This window comes from Thioalkalivibrio thiocyanoxidans ARh2 (assembly GCF_000385215.1).
Taxonomy (GTDB): Bacteria; Pseudomonadota; Gammaproteobacteria; order Ectothiorhodospirales; family Ectothiorhodospiraceae; genus Thioalkalivibrio; species Thioalkalivibrio thiocyanoxidans.
In genome coordinates this window covers 1-16177 of record NZ_ARQK01000033.1, presented here as the reverse complement: position 1 = coordinate 16177, position 16177 = coordinate 1, and the positions used below count along the sequence as shown (strand labels likewise).

Genomic DNA, 16177 nt, shown 5'->3' with positions numbered 1-16177 from the left:
CGAACGACAGGACGCAGAAAGATGATGGCAAAGAAGTCGGAACCCGGACTGATCGTTGGCCTGGATGTCGGCACCTCGAAGATCGAGGCGATCGTCGGCGAGCTGACCGACGAGGGCGAGATCGAGATCATCGGTATCGGCTCCTCGCCATCGCGCGGGCTGAAGAAGGGCGTGGTCGTGAACATTGAGTCCACCGTCCAGTCGATCCAGCGCGCGGTCGAGGAGGCCGAGTTGATGGCCGGCTGCGAGATCCATTCGGTCTACACCGGGATCGCCGGCTCCCACATCAAGAGCTACAACTCCACCGGCGTGGTCGCGATCAAGGATGGCGAGGTGGTCCCCGGTGACGTGGACCGGGTGATCGATGCCGCCCGTGCGATCGCCATCCCGGCCGACCAGCGCATCCTCCACGTGCTGCCGCAGGAATACATCATCGACGAACAGGAGGGCATCCGCGAGCCGATCGGGATGTCCGGGGTGCGGCTGGAGGCCAAGGTGCACCTGGTGACCGGCGCGGTGTCCGCGGCGCAGAACATCGTCAAGTGCGTGGAGCGCTGCGGGCTGCGGGTGGACGACATCATCCTGGAACAGCTGGCCTCCAGCTATTCGGTACTCAGCGAGGACGAGAAGGACCTGGGTGTCTGCCTGGTGGATGTCGGCGGCGGCACGACCGACATCGCAGTGTTCGCCCACGGCGCGATCATGCACACCGCGGTGATCCCGATTGCCGGGGACCAGGTGACCAACGACATCGCGGTGGCCCTGCGTACGCCGACCCAGTACGCCGACGAACTCAAGATCAAGTACGCCTGCGCGCTGCGCACGCTGGCCGACCCGGGCGAGACCATCGAGGTCCCCGGTGTCGGCGATCGCGCCGCGCGCCGGCTGTCGCGCCAGACGCTCGCCTCCGTGGTCGAGCCGCGCTACGAGGAACTGCTGCAACTGGTGCAGGCGGAACTGCGCCGCAGCGGTACCGAGGAAATGATTGCCGCCGGGGTGGTGCTGACCGGCGGCTCGTCCCGAATGGAAGGTGTGGTGGACCTCGCCGAAGAGGTCTTTCACATGCCCGTGCGCCTGGGGGTGCCGCAACGCGTCACCGGGCTCCTGGATGTGGTGAAGAATCCGATCCACGCGACGGGGGTGGGGCTGCTGCTCTATGCCCGCGAATCGCGTGCGGAGCAGGAGGCCCGGCCCGTGAGCAGCGGGTTCCAGGGTGTATGGGCGCGCATGAAGCGCTGGTTTTCCGGACAGCTCTGATGACCGGGGCCGCCGGAGTTATGGGGGTCGGACCGCTCTCCGACCATGGACAAACAACTGACATGTACACACGAACCGAGAGGACGCAGCCATGACGTTCGAACTGATGGATACCTTTAGCCAGAACGCCACGATCAAGGTCGTTGGTGTTGGGGGTGGTGGCGGCAATGCCGTACAGCACATGGTTCACTCGCAACTCGACGGCGTGGACTTCATCTGCGCCAACACCGATGCCCAGGCCCTGAAGAGCCTGGACTCCAAGACGCTGCTGCAGCTGGGCGGCGACATCACCAAGGGCCTGGGTGCCGGGGCCGATCCGTCGGTCGGGCGCGAGGCGGCCCTGGAGGACCGCGAGCGCATCCAGGACCTGCTCCAGGGTGCGGACATGGTGTTCATCACCGCCGGCATGGGTGGTGGTACCGGCACCGGGGCGGCCCCGGTGGTCGCGCAGATCGCAAAGGAGATGGGCATCCTGACCGTCGCGGTGGTCACCAAGCCGTTCCCGTTCGAGGGCAAGAAGCGCATGCAGGTGGCTGTGTCCGGGATCAAGGCGCTGACCGAGCAGGTCGATTCGCTGATCACCATCCCGAACGAGAAGCTGCTGACCGTGCTGGGCAAGAACACCACGCTGCTGGATGCCTTCAAGGCCGCCAACGACGTGCTGTTCGGTGCGGTACAGGGGATCGCCGAGCTGATCACCCGTCCGGGCCTGATCAACGTCGACTTTGCCGACGTGCGCAACGTGATGCGCGAGATGGGCATGGCCATGATGGGGACCGGGTCCGGGACCGGCGAGGACCGTGCGCGGCAGGCTGCCGAGGCTGCGATCGCCAGCCCGCTGCTGGAGGATGTGGACATCTCGGGCGCTCGCGGCATCCTGGTGAACGTTACCGGGGGTATGGATGTCGGCATCGGCGAGTTCGAGGAGGTTGGCGAGGCCGTGAAGGCCCTGGCCTCCGAGGACGCGACCGTGGTGGTCGGGACCGTGATCGATCCGGAGATGAGCGACGAACTGCGCGTGACCCTGGTGGCCACCGGTCTGGGGGCTCAGCCGTCCCAGCAGGAACGTCCCCAGGTACGCGTTGTGGATGCCCAGCCCAAGCGCGCGGTGGGCTCCGACGTCGAGGTGGACCTCGATCAGCCGACCGTCAAACGTCGTGGCGGGGACAATCTCGCGGTGGACTACAACCAGCAGCAAGGCATCGATGTGCTCGATATCCCGGCCTTTCTGCGCAAACAGGCCGACTGAGCAAGGGGCCGCATGCAGGGAGGGCGGAAACTTGCAATAATGCGGTAATCGTTGTGTGCATGAGGAGCCCGGGAGGGCCCGGGCTCCACTATGCGCCTGAAAAGAAAGAGGTTATACGCGTTGATTCGACAAAGAACGCTCAAGAACAGCATCCGGGCCACAGGCGTGGGGCTGCATACCGGGGAGAAGGTCGTGTTGACGTTGCGACCAGCGCCGGTGAATACCGGGATCGTTTTCCATCGGAGCGATCTGGATCCTGTCGTCGAAATCCCGGCCCGGGCGGAGAACGTGGGCGACACACGTTTGTCGACAACGCTGGTCAAGGGAGACGTGCGTGTTTCCACCGTGGAACACCTGCTCTCCGCGATCGCGGGGCTGGGTATCGACAACCTGCACGTGGATGTCAGTGCCGCCGAGGTCCCGATCATGGACGGCAGTGCCGGGCCGTTCGTGTTCCTGTTGCAGTCCGCCGGGCTCAAGGAACAGGACGCCCCCAAGGAATTCATCCGGGTGAAGCGCAGCGTGGAAGTCCGCGAGGGCGACAAATGGGTGCGCTTCGACCCCTACGACGGGTTCAAGGTCGGTTTCTGCATCGACTTCGAACACCCGATGTTCACCGACGGGAGCCAGCGTGCCGAGCTGGACTTCTCGTCCACCTCCTTTGTGAAGGAGGTTTCGCGTGCCCGGACCTTCGGGTTCATGCGCGACATCGAGGCCCTGCGCGCCAACCAGCTGGCGCTGGGCGGCAGCCTGGACAACGCCGTAGTGCTCGATGACTACAAGATCCTGAACGAGAATGGCCTGCGCTACGACAACGAGCTGGTCAAGCACAAGATCCTCGATGTGGTCGGGGATCTGTACCTGCTGGGCCACAGCCTGATCGGCGCGTTTACCGGGCACAAGTCCGGGCATGCGCTGAACAACCAGCTGATTCGCCAGCTGGCGGCGGACGAGACCGCCTGGGAAAAGGTTACCTTCGAGGACCCCTCGGAGCGGCTGCCGATCTCCTTCGGCCAGTTGGCGCCAACGATCGCTACCGGCTAGGCCCGGCGGGGGCTAGCGTCCCCGCGAGGACAGCGCGGCCAGGCGTTCCAGCGCCCCGGACAGCGCCGGATCGCTGACCGAACGGGCGGTCTGCCTGAGTAGCGAGCGGGCCGCCTCCGGGATCTCGCGCTGGACCGCGACCGGCTCGGGTTGCGGCGCGCGTGGCGTGCTGTCGAGTCGGATGCGCACCTCGGTGGTGCCGTCGATGCCGGCCGCCGCGAGCGTCTTGAGCAGCTCGCGCTGCTGGAAGCGGATCTCGGTCGCCAGCGCGCGATCGGTGCAAACCGCGATCAGGGTTTCTCCCTGTCGGGTCAGGGCCAGGCGCCCGCGCCGCAGTTCCTCGCCCACCACGGGGGCGAGAGCCCGCTCCAGCTCCAGATCGCGGGAACAGTGAACGCTCAGATTGGCCGCAACAAAGCGGTTGGCGGGGCGCGGCATCATCGCTGCCGCCCCGCGCAGTCCGACAGTACAAGAGTAATCGAGAAAGCCATGCAACTGATCGTACTACGACCGGACGGCCTGTGTACCCGGCTTCCGCTGCGTGCCACCCTTATCCTCGCCGCCACGCTGCTGGCCCTGATGGTGGCGGCCGTCGCTGGTGCCTACTGGGTGGGGCAGCAGCAGCGAGAGGTCGTCCAGGTCCCCGTTGTCCCGGGCAGTGACCAGGCCGTCATCGAGGCCGCCGAGCGCGAGGTTGCCCACGAGGGGCTCAAGCATCTGGCAGAGCGTGTGGTGACACTGGAGCGGCAGCTCGCTCGTGTGGATCTGCGCATGCGTTCGGTGGGGGAGACCCTCGATCTGGATCTGTCCGAACTGGTGCCCGCGATGGGGGGGCAGGGTGGCCCCGAACTGGAAGGCCCGGATTCCCCCATGGCCATGGATGAACGCCTCCATGCCTTGGAGCGTCTTCTCAATCGGCACCAGGCCTCGGTGGCCCTGATCGACGATACGCTGCGCGAGGATGCGTCGCGCGAGGCCCTGCGCCCTCAGCTCATGCCGGTGGATGACGAGGCCTGGATTAGCTCCGCGTTTGGCTATCGGAATGACCCGTTTACCGGCGAGCGACGCTTCCACTCGGGGATGGATTTCGCCGGCAGCCATGGCTCGGACATCCGTGCGGCGGGGGGTGGCGTGGTGGTTTTCTCGGGCAAGCGCGACGCCTACGGCAAGATGGTCGAAATCGACCATGGCGGTGGCTTGCGCACGCGCTATGCGCACAACTCGGAGTTGCTGGTCGAGGCCGGTCAGCGCGTGAGCGCCGGCGATAGCATTGCGCGGATGGGCCGCACCGGCCGCGCCACCGATACCCATCTGCACTACGAAGTCCTGAAAGCAGGGCGGGCCGTCAACCCCTACGACTTCCTGCCCGACGACGACTGAAACCGAAACCCCTTGCCGGTGTCCGCCCCCGCGCAGGTGGTGGGCGGATGGTTTATCCTAAGCGGGTTTCGGACAACGGTTGGCTCTCACAAGCCCCCTCAAGCGGATCCCTATGGTCAAGCAGCTCGTACAGAAGTTCTTCGGCAGTCGCAACGACCGCATCATCAAGCGATATCGCAAGCAGGTCGAGCAGATAAACGCCCTGGCGGAAGCCAACGAGGCCCTGCCGCGCGAAGAGCTGCATCACAAGACCACCGAGCTGCGCAAGCGGGCCCAGGACGGCGAGTCCCTCGACAAGCTGTTGCCGGAGGCCTTTGCAGTCTGCCGTGCCATGAGCATTCACGTGCTGGGCATGCGCCACTTCGATGTACAGCTGATCGGCGGCATGGTGCTGAACGACGGGCGCATCGCGGAGATGCGCACGGGGGAAGGCAAGACCCTGGTCGCCACGCTGCCCGTGTACCTCAATGCCCTGACTGGCGACGGCGTGCACGTGGTGACGGTGAACGACTACCTGGCCCGCCGCGATGCCGCCTGGATGGGTCGGCTTTATCATGCGCTGGGGCTAAGCGTCGGTGTAGTCAACTCCTCCGGGGGGCAGGGCGTGGACAGCGCCTCGTATCTGTACGACCCCGATTACAAGGCCGAGGAAGGGGGGATGGATCACCTGCGCCCCGTGACTCGCCGCGAGGCCTATGCCGCGGACATTACCTACGGCACCAACAACGAGTTCGGCTTTGACTACCTGCGTGACAACATGGCCTTTTCGGCCGATCAGCGGGTACAGCGCGGCCTCAATTTTGCGGTGGTCGACGAGGTCGACTCGATCCTGATCGACGAGGCCCGGACCCCGCTGATCATCTCCGGCCCCAGTGGCGACAGCTCCGAGCTGTACGAAAGGCTGAACAAGATCCCGCCCCAGCTCACCCGTCAGGAAGACGAGGAGAGCGAGGGCGACTACTACGTCGACGAGAAGGCCAAGCAGGTCTTCCTGAGCGAGGACGGTCACGAGAAGGCTGAGCAGTTGCTGCGCGAGGAGGGGCTGCTGGAGGAATACCAGTCCCTGTACGACGCCGGTTCGATCCAGGTCCTGCATCACCTGAATGCCGCGCTGCGGGCCCATGCCCTGTTCCACCGCGACGTGGACTACCTGGTGCGCGACAACAAGGTGCAGATCATCGACGAATTCACCGGCCGCATCATGGGCGGCCGCCGCTGGTCCGAGGGCCTGCATCAGGCGATCGAGGCGAAGGAGGGCGTGCCGATCCAGCGCGAGAATCAGACGCTGGCCTCGATCACCTTCCAGAACTACTTCCGCCTGTACGAGAAGCTCTCCGGCATGACCGGTACCGCGGACACCGAGGCCTACGAGTTCCAGACGATCTATGGACTCGAGGTCGTGGTCGTGCCCGGCAACAAGCCGCTCGTGCGCGACGACATGCAGGACCTCGTCTACCTGACCCAGGACGAGAAGTACGATGCGATCATCAAGGAGATCCAGTGGTGCGTGGATCGGGGCCAGCCCGTACTGGTCGGCACCGCCTCCGTGGAGGCCTCCGAGCGCCTGGCAGACCGGCTGAAGAAGACCGGGATCAAGTTCGAGGTGCTCAACGCCAAGCAGCACGAGCGCGAGGCGGCGATCATTGCCCATGCCGGGCGCCCGGGCGCGATCACGCTGGCGACCAACATGGCCGGCCGCGGGACCGACATCGTGCTGGGGGGCTCGCTGGATGCCGAGCTGGCCGAGGTCGATCCGGAGGACACCGCGACGCGGGAGAAGATCAAGGCCGACTGGCAGAAGCGTCACGACCAGGTGCTGGAGGCCGGGGGACTGCACATCATCGGTTCCGAGCGCCACGAATCCCGCCGTATCGACAACCAGTTGCGCGGGCGTTCCGGGCGCCAGGGCGATCCGGGTTCCAGCCGCTTCTTCCTTTCGCTGGAAGACAACCTGATGCGGGTGTTCGCCTCCGAGCGCGTCCGCGGCCTGATGCAGCGCCTGGGGATGAAGGAAGGCGAGGCGATCGAGAACGCCTGGGTTTCGCGGGCGATCGAGAACGCCCAGCGCAAGGTCGAGGCGCACAACTTCGATATCCGCAAGCAGCTGCTGGAGTACGACGACGTCGCCAATGACCAGCGGCGGGTGATCTACGAGCAGCGTGCGGAACTGCTGACCACCGAGGACATCAGTGACACCATCGATGCCTTGCTCGGCGACGTGATCAATGCCCAGATCAGCGAGTACATCCCGCCGGGCTCGATCGAGGACGAATGGGACGTCGAGGGTCTCGAGCAGGCCCTGACCGGCGAGTTCGGGATCGAACTACCCGTGAAGCAGTGGCTCGAGTCCGAGGAAGACCTGCACGAGGAGCCGCTGCGCGAGCGGATTATCGAGCACGCCCGAACGCTGCTCGCCGGCAAGCGCGAGCAGCTGGGCGACACCACGATGAACCGCCTGCAGCGCGACATGATGCTGCAGGTGCTGGATACCCAGTGGAAGGAACACCTGGCCGCGATGGACTACCTGCGCCAGGGCATCGGGCTGCGCGGTTACGCGCAACGCAACCCGAAGCAGGAATACAAAAAAGAAGCCTTCGCGATGTTCCAGTCCCTGCTGGAGCGCATCAAGCACGACGTGATCAAGTATCTGCTGCGTATCCAACTGCGTTCGCCCGAAGAGGTCGAGGCGCTGCAGCCGAAGAAGAAGGCCCCGGCCGAATCCGACATGGAGTTCCAGCACGAGAATCCGGACAGCGCGCTGGAGGCCGGGGCGGAAGAGCGCGAGCCGGTGGCGAGCGGTGATACCCCCTATCGTCGCGAGGGTCCCAAGCTCGGGCGCAACGAGCCCTGCTGGTGCGGTTCGGGCAAGAAGTACAAGCAGTGCCACGGCAAGCTCTGAGCGTCTAGGGAAACACTGAACATGGCCGTTGGGCTGCAACCCCCGGACACATTGCTGCCGGTGCCGGGCATCCGCCTGGCCACGACGGCGGCAGCCATTCGCTACGCCGGGCGTGACGATCTGGTGCTGGTCGACGCCGGCCCGGATGCCACCATTGCCGCGCTCTACACTACCAACGCCTTCTGTGCCGCCCCGGTCATCGTCGCCCGCGAGCATCAGGCCGAGGCTTCCGGCCGCTGGCTGCTGATCAACGCGGGCAATGCCAATGCCGGGACCGGCGAGCCGGGGCTGGCCGCCGCGCGTGCCTGTTGCGAGGCGGTCGCCGAGGTGGTGGGGGGCGATGCCCGCGCGGTGCTGCCGTTTTCCACCGGGGTGATTGGCGAGCCGTTACCGGTCGAGCGGATCACCACGGCCCTGCCCGCCCTGCACGCGGCCCTGGTCCCAAATGGCTGGATGCCGGCCGGCCGCGCGATCATGACCACCGATACGGTGCTCAAGGGCAGCAGTCGCCGCATCGAGCTGTCGGGCGGTACCGTGACCCTGACGGGGATCGCCAAGGGCTCCGGGATGATTCACCCGAACATGGCCACGATGCTCGGGTTCATCGGGACCGATCTCGCTATCACCGAAGCCGAGCTGCTGCCTTTGCTGCGTGAAGCGAATGCGGCCAGCTTCAACGCCATTACGGTGGATGGCGACACCTCCACGAACGATGCGGTCGTCTGCATGGCCTCGGGCGCCAGTGGCGCAACGCTGGCAACGGCCGAGGACCGCGAGGCCTTCGCGCGCGCACTCGGGGATCTGTGCCTTGAGCTCGCGCAGGCGATCGTGCGCGACGGCGAGGGTGCGACCAAGTTCGTGACCGTGGCGGTGGAATCGGCCCGTGACGGGGCCGAGGCCTCGCGGGTGGCCGAGACCGTTGCCCTGTCGCCGCTGGTCAAGACCGCCCTGTTCGCCTCCGACCCCAACTGGGGGCGCATCCTGGCCGCAGTCGGTCGCGCCGGCGTTACGGGCCTGGTGATCGAGCAGGTCGCCATCACCGTCAATGGTGTGGAGATCGTCCGTGGGGGCGGGCGTTCCCCGGACTACACCGAGGCAGCCGGGCAGCAGGCCTTTGCCCAGGACGAGATCGAGATCCGGATCGCGCTGGGTCGGGGGCAGGCCGCGGCCCGCAAGTACACCTGTGATTTCTCCCACGAGTACGTTCGTATCAATGCCGAATACCGGTCCTGAGCCGGGCCATCCGACTTCGCCGCTGGAGGTCGCGGTGGGGCTGGTCCTCAATGGCGACGGCCGCGTGCTGGTCAGTCGTCGCCTGGCCGGACGGCACCTGGGCGGTTACTGGGAGTTTCCGGGCGGCAAAATTGATGCCGGCGAGAGTGCCTTTGCGGGCCTTGCGCGCGAGCTGCACGAGGAGCTGGGGATCGTCGTGCGTGGGGGTGTCCAGTGCCTGACCGTGCGCCATGACTTTGCCGAGTGTTCCGTGGCCCTGCGCGTGTTCCGGGTGACCGACTGGTCCGGCGAGGTGCATGGTCGCGAGGGTCAGGAATGGGCCTGGCGCGACCCGGCGACTCTGGAACCCACGGATTTCCCCGCCGCCAATCACCCGATGTTCCAGGCCCTGGTCCTGCCGCAGCACTACCTGATCACCCCTGCACCCGCCGGGCGGTCCGAGATCCCGGCTGTGATCGAGCAGGTACAGGCGGCGCTGGCGCGTCTGTCGAGTCCGATGGTACAGGTGCGCGCCCCGGGCCTCGAGCGGGCGGATTACCGGGCCCTGATCGAGCCGCTGCATCGCTTCGCTCGGGCGCGCGGCATCCCGCTGCTCGCAAATGCGCCCTGGGAGTGGGTCGATGATCTGCCGGGGACGGGCTGGCACCTGCCGGAACGGCGCTGGCGAGAGTGTTCGGGGCGTCCTCCCGTCTCGGGACCGGTCGCCGCCTCGGTGCACGACGCCGAAGGGCTGGCGGCGGTTGCCCGCCTGGGGCTGGACTTTGCGGTCCTGAGCCCGGTTCGGGCTACCGCATCCCACCCGGGTCTGCCCGGTATGGGGTGGGAGCGCTTTGCGGCACAGGTGCGCGAGGCGGGGGTCCCGGTTTATGCCCTGGGCGGGATGCAGGAGGCAGACCTGGGGCAGGCCCGGACCTGCGGTGCGCAGGGTATCGCGGCGATCCGCGGGTTGCTCGAACAAGGCCCCGGTTCACAACCGGGTTAAAGCGCGGGGGCGTGCGGCCGGCTCAAAGGGCGCAGCAACACAGCTGGAACTCGATGTCTCGTGCCGCGGGTACGGGGCGGTTGCGGAAGTCCTCGGGCGAGAAAAATCGGACCGTGAAGCGCTGGCGCCCCGCACTGATCTCCGGATAGAACCCCGCGTCGGGGTCGACACTGACGCGGATCAGTTGCCATGCGTGGCTCGTGTCCAGGCTGCGCTCGAAATAGCCGTCTTCCGCGAGGGCGGATTCCGAGCGTCCGGACTGGCGCATGTAGGACAGGACCTGCACGGTTGCCTCGGCGACTGTGTTTAGCGGCTCGAACCACTCCAGCAGCAGGGCCGTGCGCTCCGGGGAGCTCTGGGCCAGCCAGTGGTGATAGATGGGGAGGTCGAAGTCGAAAGCGCCGCCGGGCAGCGCCATGCGTTGGCGCACGCTGTTGAAAAATTCGTTTCCGCGCACCCGGTGATCGAGCGCGCCGGCCTGTTCCTCCAGCGCCGAGTGCAGGCGTTTCTGGGCCTGCATGGTCTCGGAAAAGCGTTCCGGGTCGACGCCAGGCTGGTTGGTGAGGCGGTTGAGATTTGCGGTCTGGCGTTCGATCTCGCCCATCAGTTCACGCTTGATGTCGACCCGGGTGACCAGCGCATAGATGTCGACCAGCGAGACCAGGGCCTCGTGGTGGTCGAACGGGCGTCCGGACTCCAGGGCGTCCCCGAACCGCTGCGCCAGCGCCTCCAGGCGCAACAGTAGTCGCACGCGTTCATGGAGCGGTTGTTCGAAGGTGAGCAATTGGGTCACGGGCGGCCCATCCGGCTTGGGTTCGCAGCGTTGCGCGGCAACAAGATCACGGCAGTATCCGGTATTTTGGGGGGGACTTTCTACCCGCCCCCGCCAGGAGTCGGGGCCGGCGCACAGTGTTGGTCCCGCGAGGCGCGCCGACCGGCTCCTAGTTGTCTGTTCCGGATCGCAGCTGTTGGTGCAGGGCGGAGACCTGGCGGTGGAGATCCTCGTCCGTGGTCGTGCTGTCGTTGGTGATCACCCGGTCGCCGCGCCGGCGGCGTTCTTCCGGGCTCAGCTGGCAGTCCATGATCGCCTGCACTTCGGCCGGTGTGCGGCCGTCGCGGTGGGTGACCCGCGCAAGCTGTTCCTCCGGCTGGCAGTCGACCACGATGACCTGGTCGAACTCGCTGTCCCAGCCGGCCTCGAACAGCAATGGCACGACGATCAGCGCATATCCGTTCGTGTCTGGCAGGTCGCGGAGCCGGCGTTCCAGTTCTGCGTGGACCGCGGGATGCACCAGCGCTTCCAGGGCCTTGCGCTCCTCGGGCTCGGCAAAGATCCGCGCGCGCAGGGCTCCTCGGTCCAGGTGCCCCCGGGGGTCCAGTATCCCCGGGCCGAAGTGGCGGACGATCGCGGCGTGCAGGTCGTGTCCGGGCTCCTGCAGTTCGCGGGTGACCCGGTCGGCGTCCAGCACCGGAACCCCCAGGCTGGCGAACAGTCCGGCGACGCGGCTCTTGCCGCAGCCAATCCCGCCTGTCAGTCCGACCCGCCGCATGAACTAGAGCCCCTGTGGGAAGTAGAACGCCACCAGCGTATCGCCCCAGATCAGCGCCAGCCAGCCGGCCGCCGCGAGATACGGTCCGAACGGGATCGGTATGTTGCGGTCGCGCCCGCGCAGCAGGATCAGCAGGACGCCGACCACTGCCCCGACCAGGGAGGCGAGCAGCAGGATGACCGGCAGCGCCTGCCAGCCCAGCCATGCCCCCAGTGCGGCGAGCAGCTTGAAGTCGCCGTACCCCATGCCCTCCTTGCCGGTAGCCAGGCGAAAGCCGTGGAAGATCAGCCACAGCACCAGGTAGCCTGCCGCTGCCCCGATCACGGCCGACTGCAGGTCGGTGAAGGTGCCCGGGATGTTGACCAGCAGGCCCAGCCACAGAAGCGGCAGGGTCAGCTGATCCGGCAGCAGGGTGGTGCGCGCATCGATCCCGGCGGCGGCGATGAGGACGCCGGTGAAGACCAGCGCCAGCAGCGCGGTCGTGCCAGCCCCGAAGTGCCAGATGGTCAGTGCAAACAGGGTCGCAGTGAGGATCTCGACCAGCGGATACTGCCAGCTGATGGCCGTGCCGCATCCCGGGCAGCGCCCGCGCAACCAGAGGAAGCTGAGTATCGGGATATTCTCGTGTGCCCGGATCGGCCGCTTGCAGTGGGGGCAGCGCGAACGCGGGCGCAGCAGGTCGAACGGGGTATCGTCCGCAGCGGGTTCCTGCTCCAGGATCGCCCGTGCCTCGGCATTCCAGCCGCGCTCCAGCATCACCGGCAGCCGGGCGATGACGACATTCAGAAAACTGCCGATCAGCAGCCCGAATACCGCCGCGACCGCGATTGCCCAGGACAGGGGCAGCAACGCTTCCGTGCCGGGCATCCTAGATAACCTGACCCATCTGGAAGATGGGCAGGTACATCGCGATCACGAGGCCGCCGACCAGCACGCCCAGGATCACCATGATCAGGGGCTCCAGCAGGCTCGAGAGGCTGTCCACGGCGTTGTCCACCTCCGCCTCGTAGAAGTCCGCGACTTTCGCCAGCATCGAGTCCAGCGACCCGGATTCTTCTCCGATCGAAACCATTTGTACGACCATGTTGGGGAACACCCCGGTATTGCGCATCGACCACTGCAGCTGGGCCCCGGCCGAGGTCTCGTCGCGCATGCGCAGCGTGGCCTCGCGATACAGCGCGTTACCCGTGGCGCCGGAGACCGAGGTCAGGGCATCGACCAGCGGTACACCCGCGGAGAACATGGTGGACAGCGTCCGCGCGAAGCGGGCGATGGCGGCCTTGCGCAGGATCGGGCCGAAAGCCGGAGCCTTGAGCGAGGCGAGGTCGAGGAAGCGTGCGAAGCGCGGCGAGCGCTGTCGGGTCTGCACGAAGGCGAAGCCGATTGCGACCATGATCGCGAGGATCAACCACCACCAGGCCTGCACGAAGTTGGAGAGGTCGACCACCATGCGGGTGAAGACCGGAAGGTCGGCGCCGAATCCCTGGAACAGCGATTCGAACTGCGGGACCACGTAGATCAGCAGGATCGCGGTGACCACGATCGCGACCACAATGACCGCGGCCGGATAGAACAAGGCCTTCTTGATCTTGGCCTTCAGGGCCTCGGTCTTTTCCTTGTAGGTGGCGACCTTGTCCAGCAGGGTCTCGAGCGTCCCTGCCTGTTCACCGGCCTCGACCAGGTTGACCACCAGGTCGTCGAAGTGCTTGGGCTGCTTGGCCAGTGCGGCGGCGAAGGTCTCGCCGCCCTCGACGTCGGCCTTGAGCTTGAGCACGAGATCGCGCATGGCCGGCTTTTCGTTGCCGCGGCCAACGATCTCGAAGGCCTGCACCAGCGGCACGCCGGATTGCAGCATCGTGGTCATCTGTCGCAGGAAGTAGGCGATGTCCGCCGGGACGATCTTCTTGTTGCCGCCGGAGAACAGCGACTTCGGTTTCTTGCGAATCTTGACGACGTTGATGCCGTTCTTGCGCAGCTCTGACCGTGCGACGGCCTCGCTGTCCGCCGGGGTCTCGCCCTTGACCCGGTCGCCGTTCTTGTTCAGCCCTTCCCACGCGTAGATTGTCCCGGAATCGGCCATCTACCTGTCCCCCTGTGCTGGCGACCCGGGTCGGAGGAGTCCCTCCCGACGGGTCGTGGCGTTCTAGTCTTTTGTCACCCGATTGACTTCCTCGAGGCTGGTCAGCCCTGCCATGACCTTCATCAGGCCGGCGCGACGCAGGTCCTCGACCCCTTCCTTTGCCGCTTGTTGGGCCAGTTGCATCGAGTTGTAGCCCTCCAGGATGCCGCGCTGCATCTCCTCGCTGATCGGCATGACTTGATAGATGCCGACCCGTCCCTTGTAGCCGTTGGTGCACTGGTCGCAGCCCGCCGCCCGATAGGCGGTTACCCCGGCCTGGATGTCCGCATCCGTGAAACCCTCCTTGCGCAGAACCTCCTCCGGGAGATCCTCCGGCTCCTTGCAGTTCGGGCACAGCCGGCGCGCCAGGCGCTGCGCAATGATCAGCAGGATCGACGAGGCGATGTTGTAGGGTGGGACACCCATGTTCGCCAGGCGGGTCAGGGTCTGCGGCGCATCGTTGGTGTGCAGCGTGGAGAGCACCAGATGTCCGGTCTGGGCGGCCTTGATCGAGATCTCCGCGGTCTCCAGGTCGCGGATCTCCCCGACCATGATCACGTCCGGATCCTGGCGCAGGAAGGCGCGCAGGGCGCTCGCGAAGGTCAGTCCGACCTTGGGGTTTATGTTCACCTGGTTGACCCCGGGCATGTTGATTTCGGAGGGGTCTTCCGCCGTCGAGATGTTGCGGTCCGCGGTGTTCAGGATCCCGAGGCCGGTATACAGGGACACCGTCTTGCCCGAGCCGGTCGGGCCCGTAACCAGGATCATCCCGTAGGGCCGCTTGAGCGCCTGGAGGTAGGCCTCCTTCTGGTGCTCCTCGTAGCCCAGCTGGTCGATCCCCATCTGGGTGCTGCTGGGGTCGAGGATACGCATCACGATCTTCTCGCCGTACAGCGTGGGCAGCGAGGAGACGCGGAAGTCGATCGCACGGGTGCGTGACAGCTTCAGCTTGATGCGTCCGTCCTGAGGGACACGGCGTTCGGCGATGTCCATGCGCGACATGACCTTCACGCGCGCGGTGATCCTTGGCGCCAGGGTGTTGGGTGGGTGGGCCACCTCGTGCAGCACGCCGTCGATGCGAAAGCGCACCCGGAAGTCCTTCTCGAAAGGCTCGAGGTGGATATCCGATGCCTTGCGGTTGATTGCGTCCATCAGCAGCTTGTTGACGAAGCGCACCACGGGCGCGTCGTCCACGGCATCGGCGGCATCCGAGGTGTCGCCCTCGTCGCCGCCACCGGACTCGATCGCCAGGTTTTCCAGGTCGTCGTCACCGAGGTCGTCCATCAGTGACGAGGCGGCGCTCAGGGCGCTGTCGATCAGCCGGTCCAGCTTGTGCCCCTCGACGAGCACGGCCTCTACGGGCATCCCGGTGGCGAACTTGAACTCGTCGGTGGCGCCCAGGTTGGTGGGGTCGGAGACGGCGATATAGAGCCGGTTGCCGCGCTGCATGATCGGCAGGGCGTGATGCTTCTGGATCAGCTTCTCGTTCAGGTGATCCTTGGGCAGCAGCTCTGGTTCAAAGCAGGACAAATCCAGTACCGGGAGCCCGAACTCCTCGGCCGCGGCCTCGGCGAGGCGGGCCTCGGACACCTGCCCCTTGCTGGCGAGCAGGGCCATTAACGGGGTCTGCTGAGCGCGCGATTCCTCGGCGATCTGGGCAGCGATATCTTCCGCGATCAGGCCAGCGTCCACGAGACGCTTGGCCAGCCCCGGCAGGCGGGGCGCCGTTGTGGTTTTGGACATGGGCGTCTACGCGCGAATCCTTGATCCTCAATAGGCACACTCTACGTGTGTCCGTGGTGGAATGGAAACCGTCAGACGCCACGTATGAGAGCGATCATAGGCAGAGAATGGAAGCCGAGCCCGCGCGTGCGGGCTGCGGATCCTGTCTTCGGTGCCGGTCCCGCAGTCTCCGCTTGACGCTGTCGTTCGCGCTGGTTCAGAATACGCGGCTTGATCGAGGAGGGATACCCAAGCGGTCAACGGGGGCAGACTGTAAATCTGCTGGCTCAGCCTTCGGAGGTTCGAATCCTCCTCCCTCCACCATCGGGTTTTCAAGCCAGCGGCCTGTAGCGGGGCGGTGGTTCGGCAAGCCAGGGTTCTGCGGGTGTAGTTCAATGGTAGAACCTCAGCCTTCCAAGCTGATGATGTGGGTTCGATTCCCATCACCCGCTCCAGTTGATCCGGCGCTAGGTTCGGGTCCGGCCCTGGCCAGGTAGGTCAGGCTCATGTAGCTCAGTCGGTAGAGCACTTCCTTGGTAAGGAAGAGGTCACCGGTTCAAGTCCGGTCATGAGCTCCAATTTTTTGTGTAAGTCAGCGTACAACCTGCGTCGCTTGTGAAAGCGTCACGATCCGGGGAAGCGAGAGATGTCCAAGGAAAAGTTCGAGCGTAAGAAGCCGCATGTGAATGTGGGGACGATTGGTCATGTGGACCATGGCAAGACCACGCTGACGGCGGCGATG

General features: G+C 65.8%; 14 protein-coding genes and 3 tRNA genes. 11 read left to right on the top strand and 6 right to left on the bottom strand.

The genetic code is table 11. From position 1 onward, the window contains the following. Positions 1–21: 21 nt before the first annotated feature. The 3 genes from ftsA to lpxC all read left to right on the top strand — a co-directional run bounded on the left by ftsA (position 22) and on the right by lpxC (position 3550). Positions 22–1257: a cell division protein FtsA gene (gene ftsA, locus G372_RS0102395; protein ID WP_018864698.1), complete on the top strand. Its 1236-nt coding sequence runs from the start codon at positions 22–24 to the stop codon at positions 1255–1257. 91 nt (positions 1258–1348) lie between these two features. Beyond that, a complete protein-coding gene (ftsZ, locus tag G372_RS0102390) occupies positions 1349–2506 on the top strand; it encodes a cell division protein FtsZ (RefSeq protein ID WP_018864699.1) in 1158 nt (385 codons plus the stop codon). A 120-nt stretch (positions 2507–2626) separates the two neighbouring features. Further along, positions 2627–3550, top strand: a complete 924-nt coding sequence (gene lpxC, locus G372_RS0102385) for a UDP-3-O-acyl-N-acetylglucosamine deacetylase (RefSeq protein ID WP_012983556.1) — start codon at positions 2627–2629, stop codon at positions 3548–3550. A gap of 12 nt (positions 3551–3562) precedes the next feature. Here the strand turns inward: lpxC and G372_RS0102380 are convergent, their stop codons facing one another. Next, complete coding sequence (locus G372_RS0102380; protein ID WP_018864701.1) at positions 3563–3991, bottom strand: DciA family protein; 429 nt, start codon at positions 3989–3991, stop codon at positions 3563–3565. 48 nt (positions 3992–4039) lie between these two features. On the opposite strand from G372_RS0102380, the gene G372_RS0102375 reads away from it, so the two are divergent. The 4 genes from G372_RS0102375 (at position 4040) to G372_RS0102360 (ending at position 10044) form a co-directional block, all read left to right on the top strand. Further along, on the top strand, positions 4040–4930 hold the full coding sequence (locus G372_RS0102375) for a M23 family metallopeptidase (RefSeq protein WP_018864702.1): 891 nt from the start codon (positions 4040–4042) through the stop codon (positions 4928–4930). A 112-nt stretch (positions 4931–5042) separates the two neighbouring features. After that, complete coding sequence (gene secA, locus G372_RS0102370; protein ID WP_019624094.1) at positions 5043–7829, top strand: preprotein translocase subunit SecA; 2787 nt, start codon at positions 5043–5045, stop codon at positions 7827–7829. Between the two features lie 21 nt (positions 7830–7850). Continuing rightward, positions 7851–9062: a bifunctional glutamate N-acetyltransferase/amino-acid acetyltransferase ArgJ gene (gene argJ, locus G372_RS0102365; RefSeq protein ID WP_018864704.1), complete on the top strand. Its 1212-nt coding sequence runs from the start codon at positions 7851–7853 to the stop codon at positions 9060–9062. Next, the gene (locus G372_RS0102360) at positions 9043–10044 is read left to right on the top strand and encodes a Nudix family hydrolase (RefSeq protein ID WP_018864705.1); all 1002 of its coding nucleotides are present in this window, start codon (positions 9043–9045) and stop codon (positions 10042–10044) included. Before argJ ends, G372_RS0102360 begins: the two co-directional genes overlap by 20 nt. 22 nt (positions 10045–10066) lie before the next feature. Here G372_RS0102360 and zapD read toward each other — a convergent pair whose 3' ends face one another. The 5 genes from zapD to pilB form a co-directional block, all read right to left on the bottom strand. After that, positions 10067–10837, bottom strand: a complete 771-nt coding sequence (gene zapD, locus G372_RS0102355; RefSeq protein WP_018864706.1) for a cell division protein ZapD — start codon at positions 10835–10837, stop codon at positions 10067–10069. A gap of 148 nt (positions 10838–10985) precedes the next feature. Then, the gene (coaE, locus tag G372_RS0102350) at positions 10986–11594 is read right to left on the bottom strand and encodes a dephospho-CoA kinase (protein WP_018864707.1); all 609 of its coding nucleotides are present in this window, start codon (positions 11592–11594) and stop codon (positions 10986–10988) included. Positions 11595–11597: 3 nt separating this feature from the next. Next, a complete protein-coding gene (locus G372_RS0102345; protein WP_018864708.1) occupies positions 11598–12461 on the bottom strand; it encodes a prepilin peptidase in 864 nt (287 codons plus the stop codon). A 1-nt stretch (position 12462) separates the two neighbouring features. After that, positions 12463–13674, bottom strand: coding sequence for a type II secretion system F family protein (locus G372_RS0102340; RefSeq protein WP_018864709.1), 1212 nt, complete (start codon positions 13672–13674; stop codon positions 12463–12465). A 63-nt stretch (positions 13675–13737) separates the two neighbouring features. Continuing rightward, positions 13738–15456, bottom strand: a complete 1719-nt coding sequence (pilB, locus tag G372_RS0102335; protein WP_018864710.1) for a type IV-A pilus assembly ATPase PilB — start codon at positions 15454–15456, stop codon at positions 13738–13740. 218 nt (positions 15457–15674) lie between these two features. Here pilB and G372_RS0102330 point away from each other — a divergent pair. The 4 genes from G372_RS0102330 to G372_RS13455 all read left to right on the top strand — a co-directional run. Continuing rightward, positions 15675–15759: transfer RNA gene (locus G372_RS0102330), tRNA-Tyr, on the top strand. A gap of 57 nt (positions 15760–15816) precedes the next feature. Beyond that, positions 15817–15890, top strand: a tRNA-Gly gene (locus G372_RS0102325). A gap of 47 nt (positions 15891–15937) precedes the next feature. Continuing rightward, positions 15938–16013, top strand: a tRNA-Thr gene (locus tag G372_RS0102320). A gap of 68 nt (positions 16014–16081) precedes the next feature. Then, positions 16082–16177: GTP-binding protein (locus G372_RS13455; RefSeq protein WP_018137563.1), on the top strand; the 96-nt coding region annotated here is incomplete at its 3' end.

What these genes read in the sequence shown, in the direction of transcription:
- ftsA (WP_018864698.1), top strand. Translation starts at nt 22, where the DNA reads ATGATGGCAAAGAAGTCGGAACCCGGACTGATCGTTGGCCTGGATGTC.
- ftsZ (WP_018864699.1), top strand. Translation starts at nt 1,349, where the DNA reads ATGACGTTCGAACTGATGGATACCTTTAGCCAGAACGCCACGATCAAG.
- G372_RS0102380 (WP_018864701.1), bottom strand. Translation starts at nt 3,991, where the DNA reads ATGATGCCGCGCCCCGCCAACCGCTTTGTTGCGGCCAATCTGAGCGTT.
- G372_RS0102375 (WP_018864702.1), top strand. Translation starts at nt 4,040, where the DNA reads ATGCAACTGATCGTACTACGACCGGACGGCCTGTGTACCCGGCTTCCG.
- secA (WP_019624094.1), top strand. Translation starts at nt 5,043, where the DNA reads ATGGTCAAGCAGCTCGTACAGAAGTTCTTCGGCAGTCGCAACGACCGC.
- argJ (WP_018864704.1), top strand. Translation starts at nt 7,851, where the DNA reads ATGGCCGTTGGGCTGCAACCCCCGGACACATTGCTGCCGGTGCCGGGC.
- G372_RS0102360 (WP_018864705.1), top strand. Translation starts at nt 9,043, where the DNA reads ATGCCGAATACCGGTCCTGAGCCGGGCCATCCGACTTCGCCGCTGGAG.
- coaE (WP_018864707.1), bottom strand. Translation starts at nt 11,594, where the DNA reads ATGCGGCGGGTCGGACTGACAGGCGGGATTGGCTGCGGCAAGAGCCGC.
- G372_RS0102345 (WP_018864708.1), bottom strand. Translation starts at nt 12,461, where the DNA reads ATGCCCGGCACGGAAGCGTTGCTGCCCCTGTCCTGGGCAATCGCGGTC.
- G372_RS0102340 (WP_018864709.1), bottom strand. Translation starts at nt 13,674, where the DNA reads ATGGCCGATTCCGGGACAATCTACGCGTGGGAAGGGCTGAACAAGAAC.
- pilB (WP_018864710.1), bottom strand. Translation starts at nt 15,456, where the DNA reads ATGTCCAAAACCACAACGGCGCCCCGCCTGCCGGGGCTGGCCAAGCGT.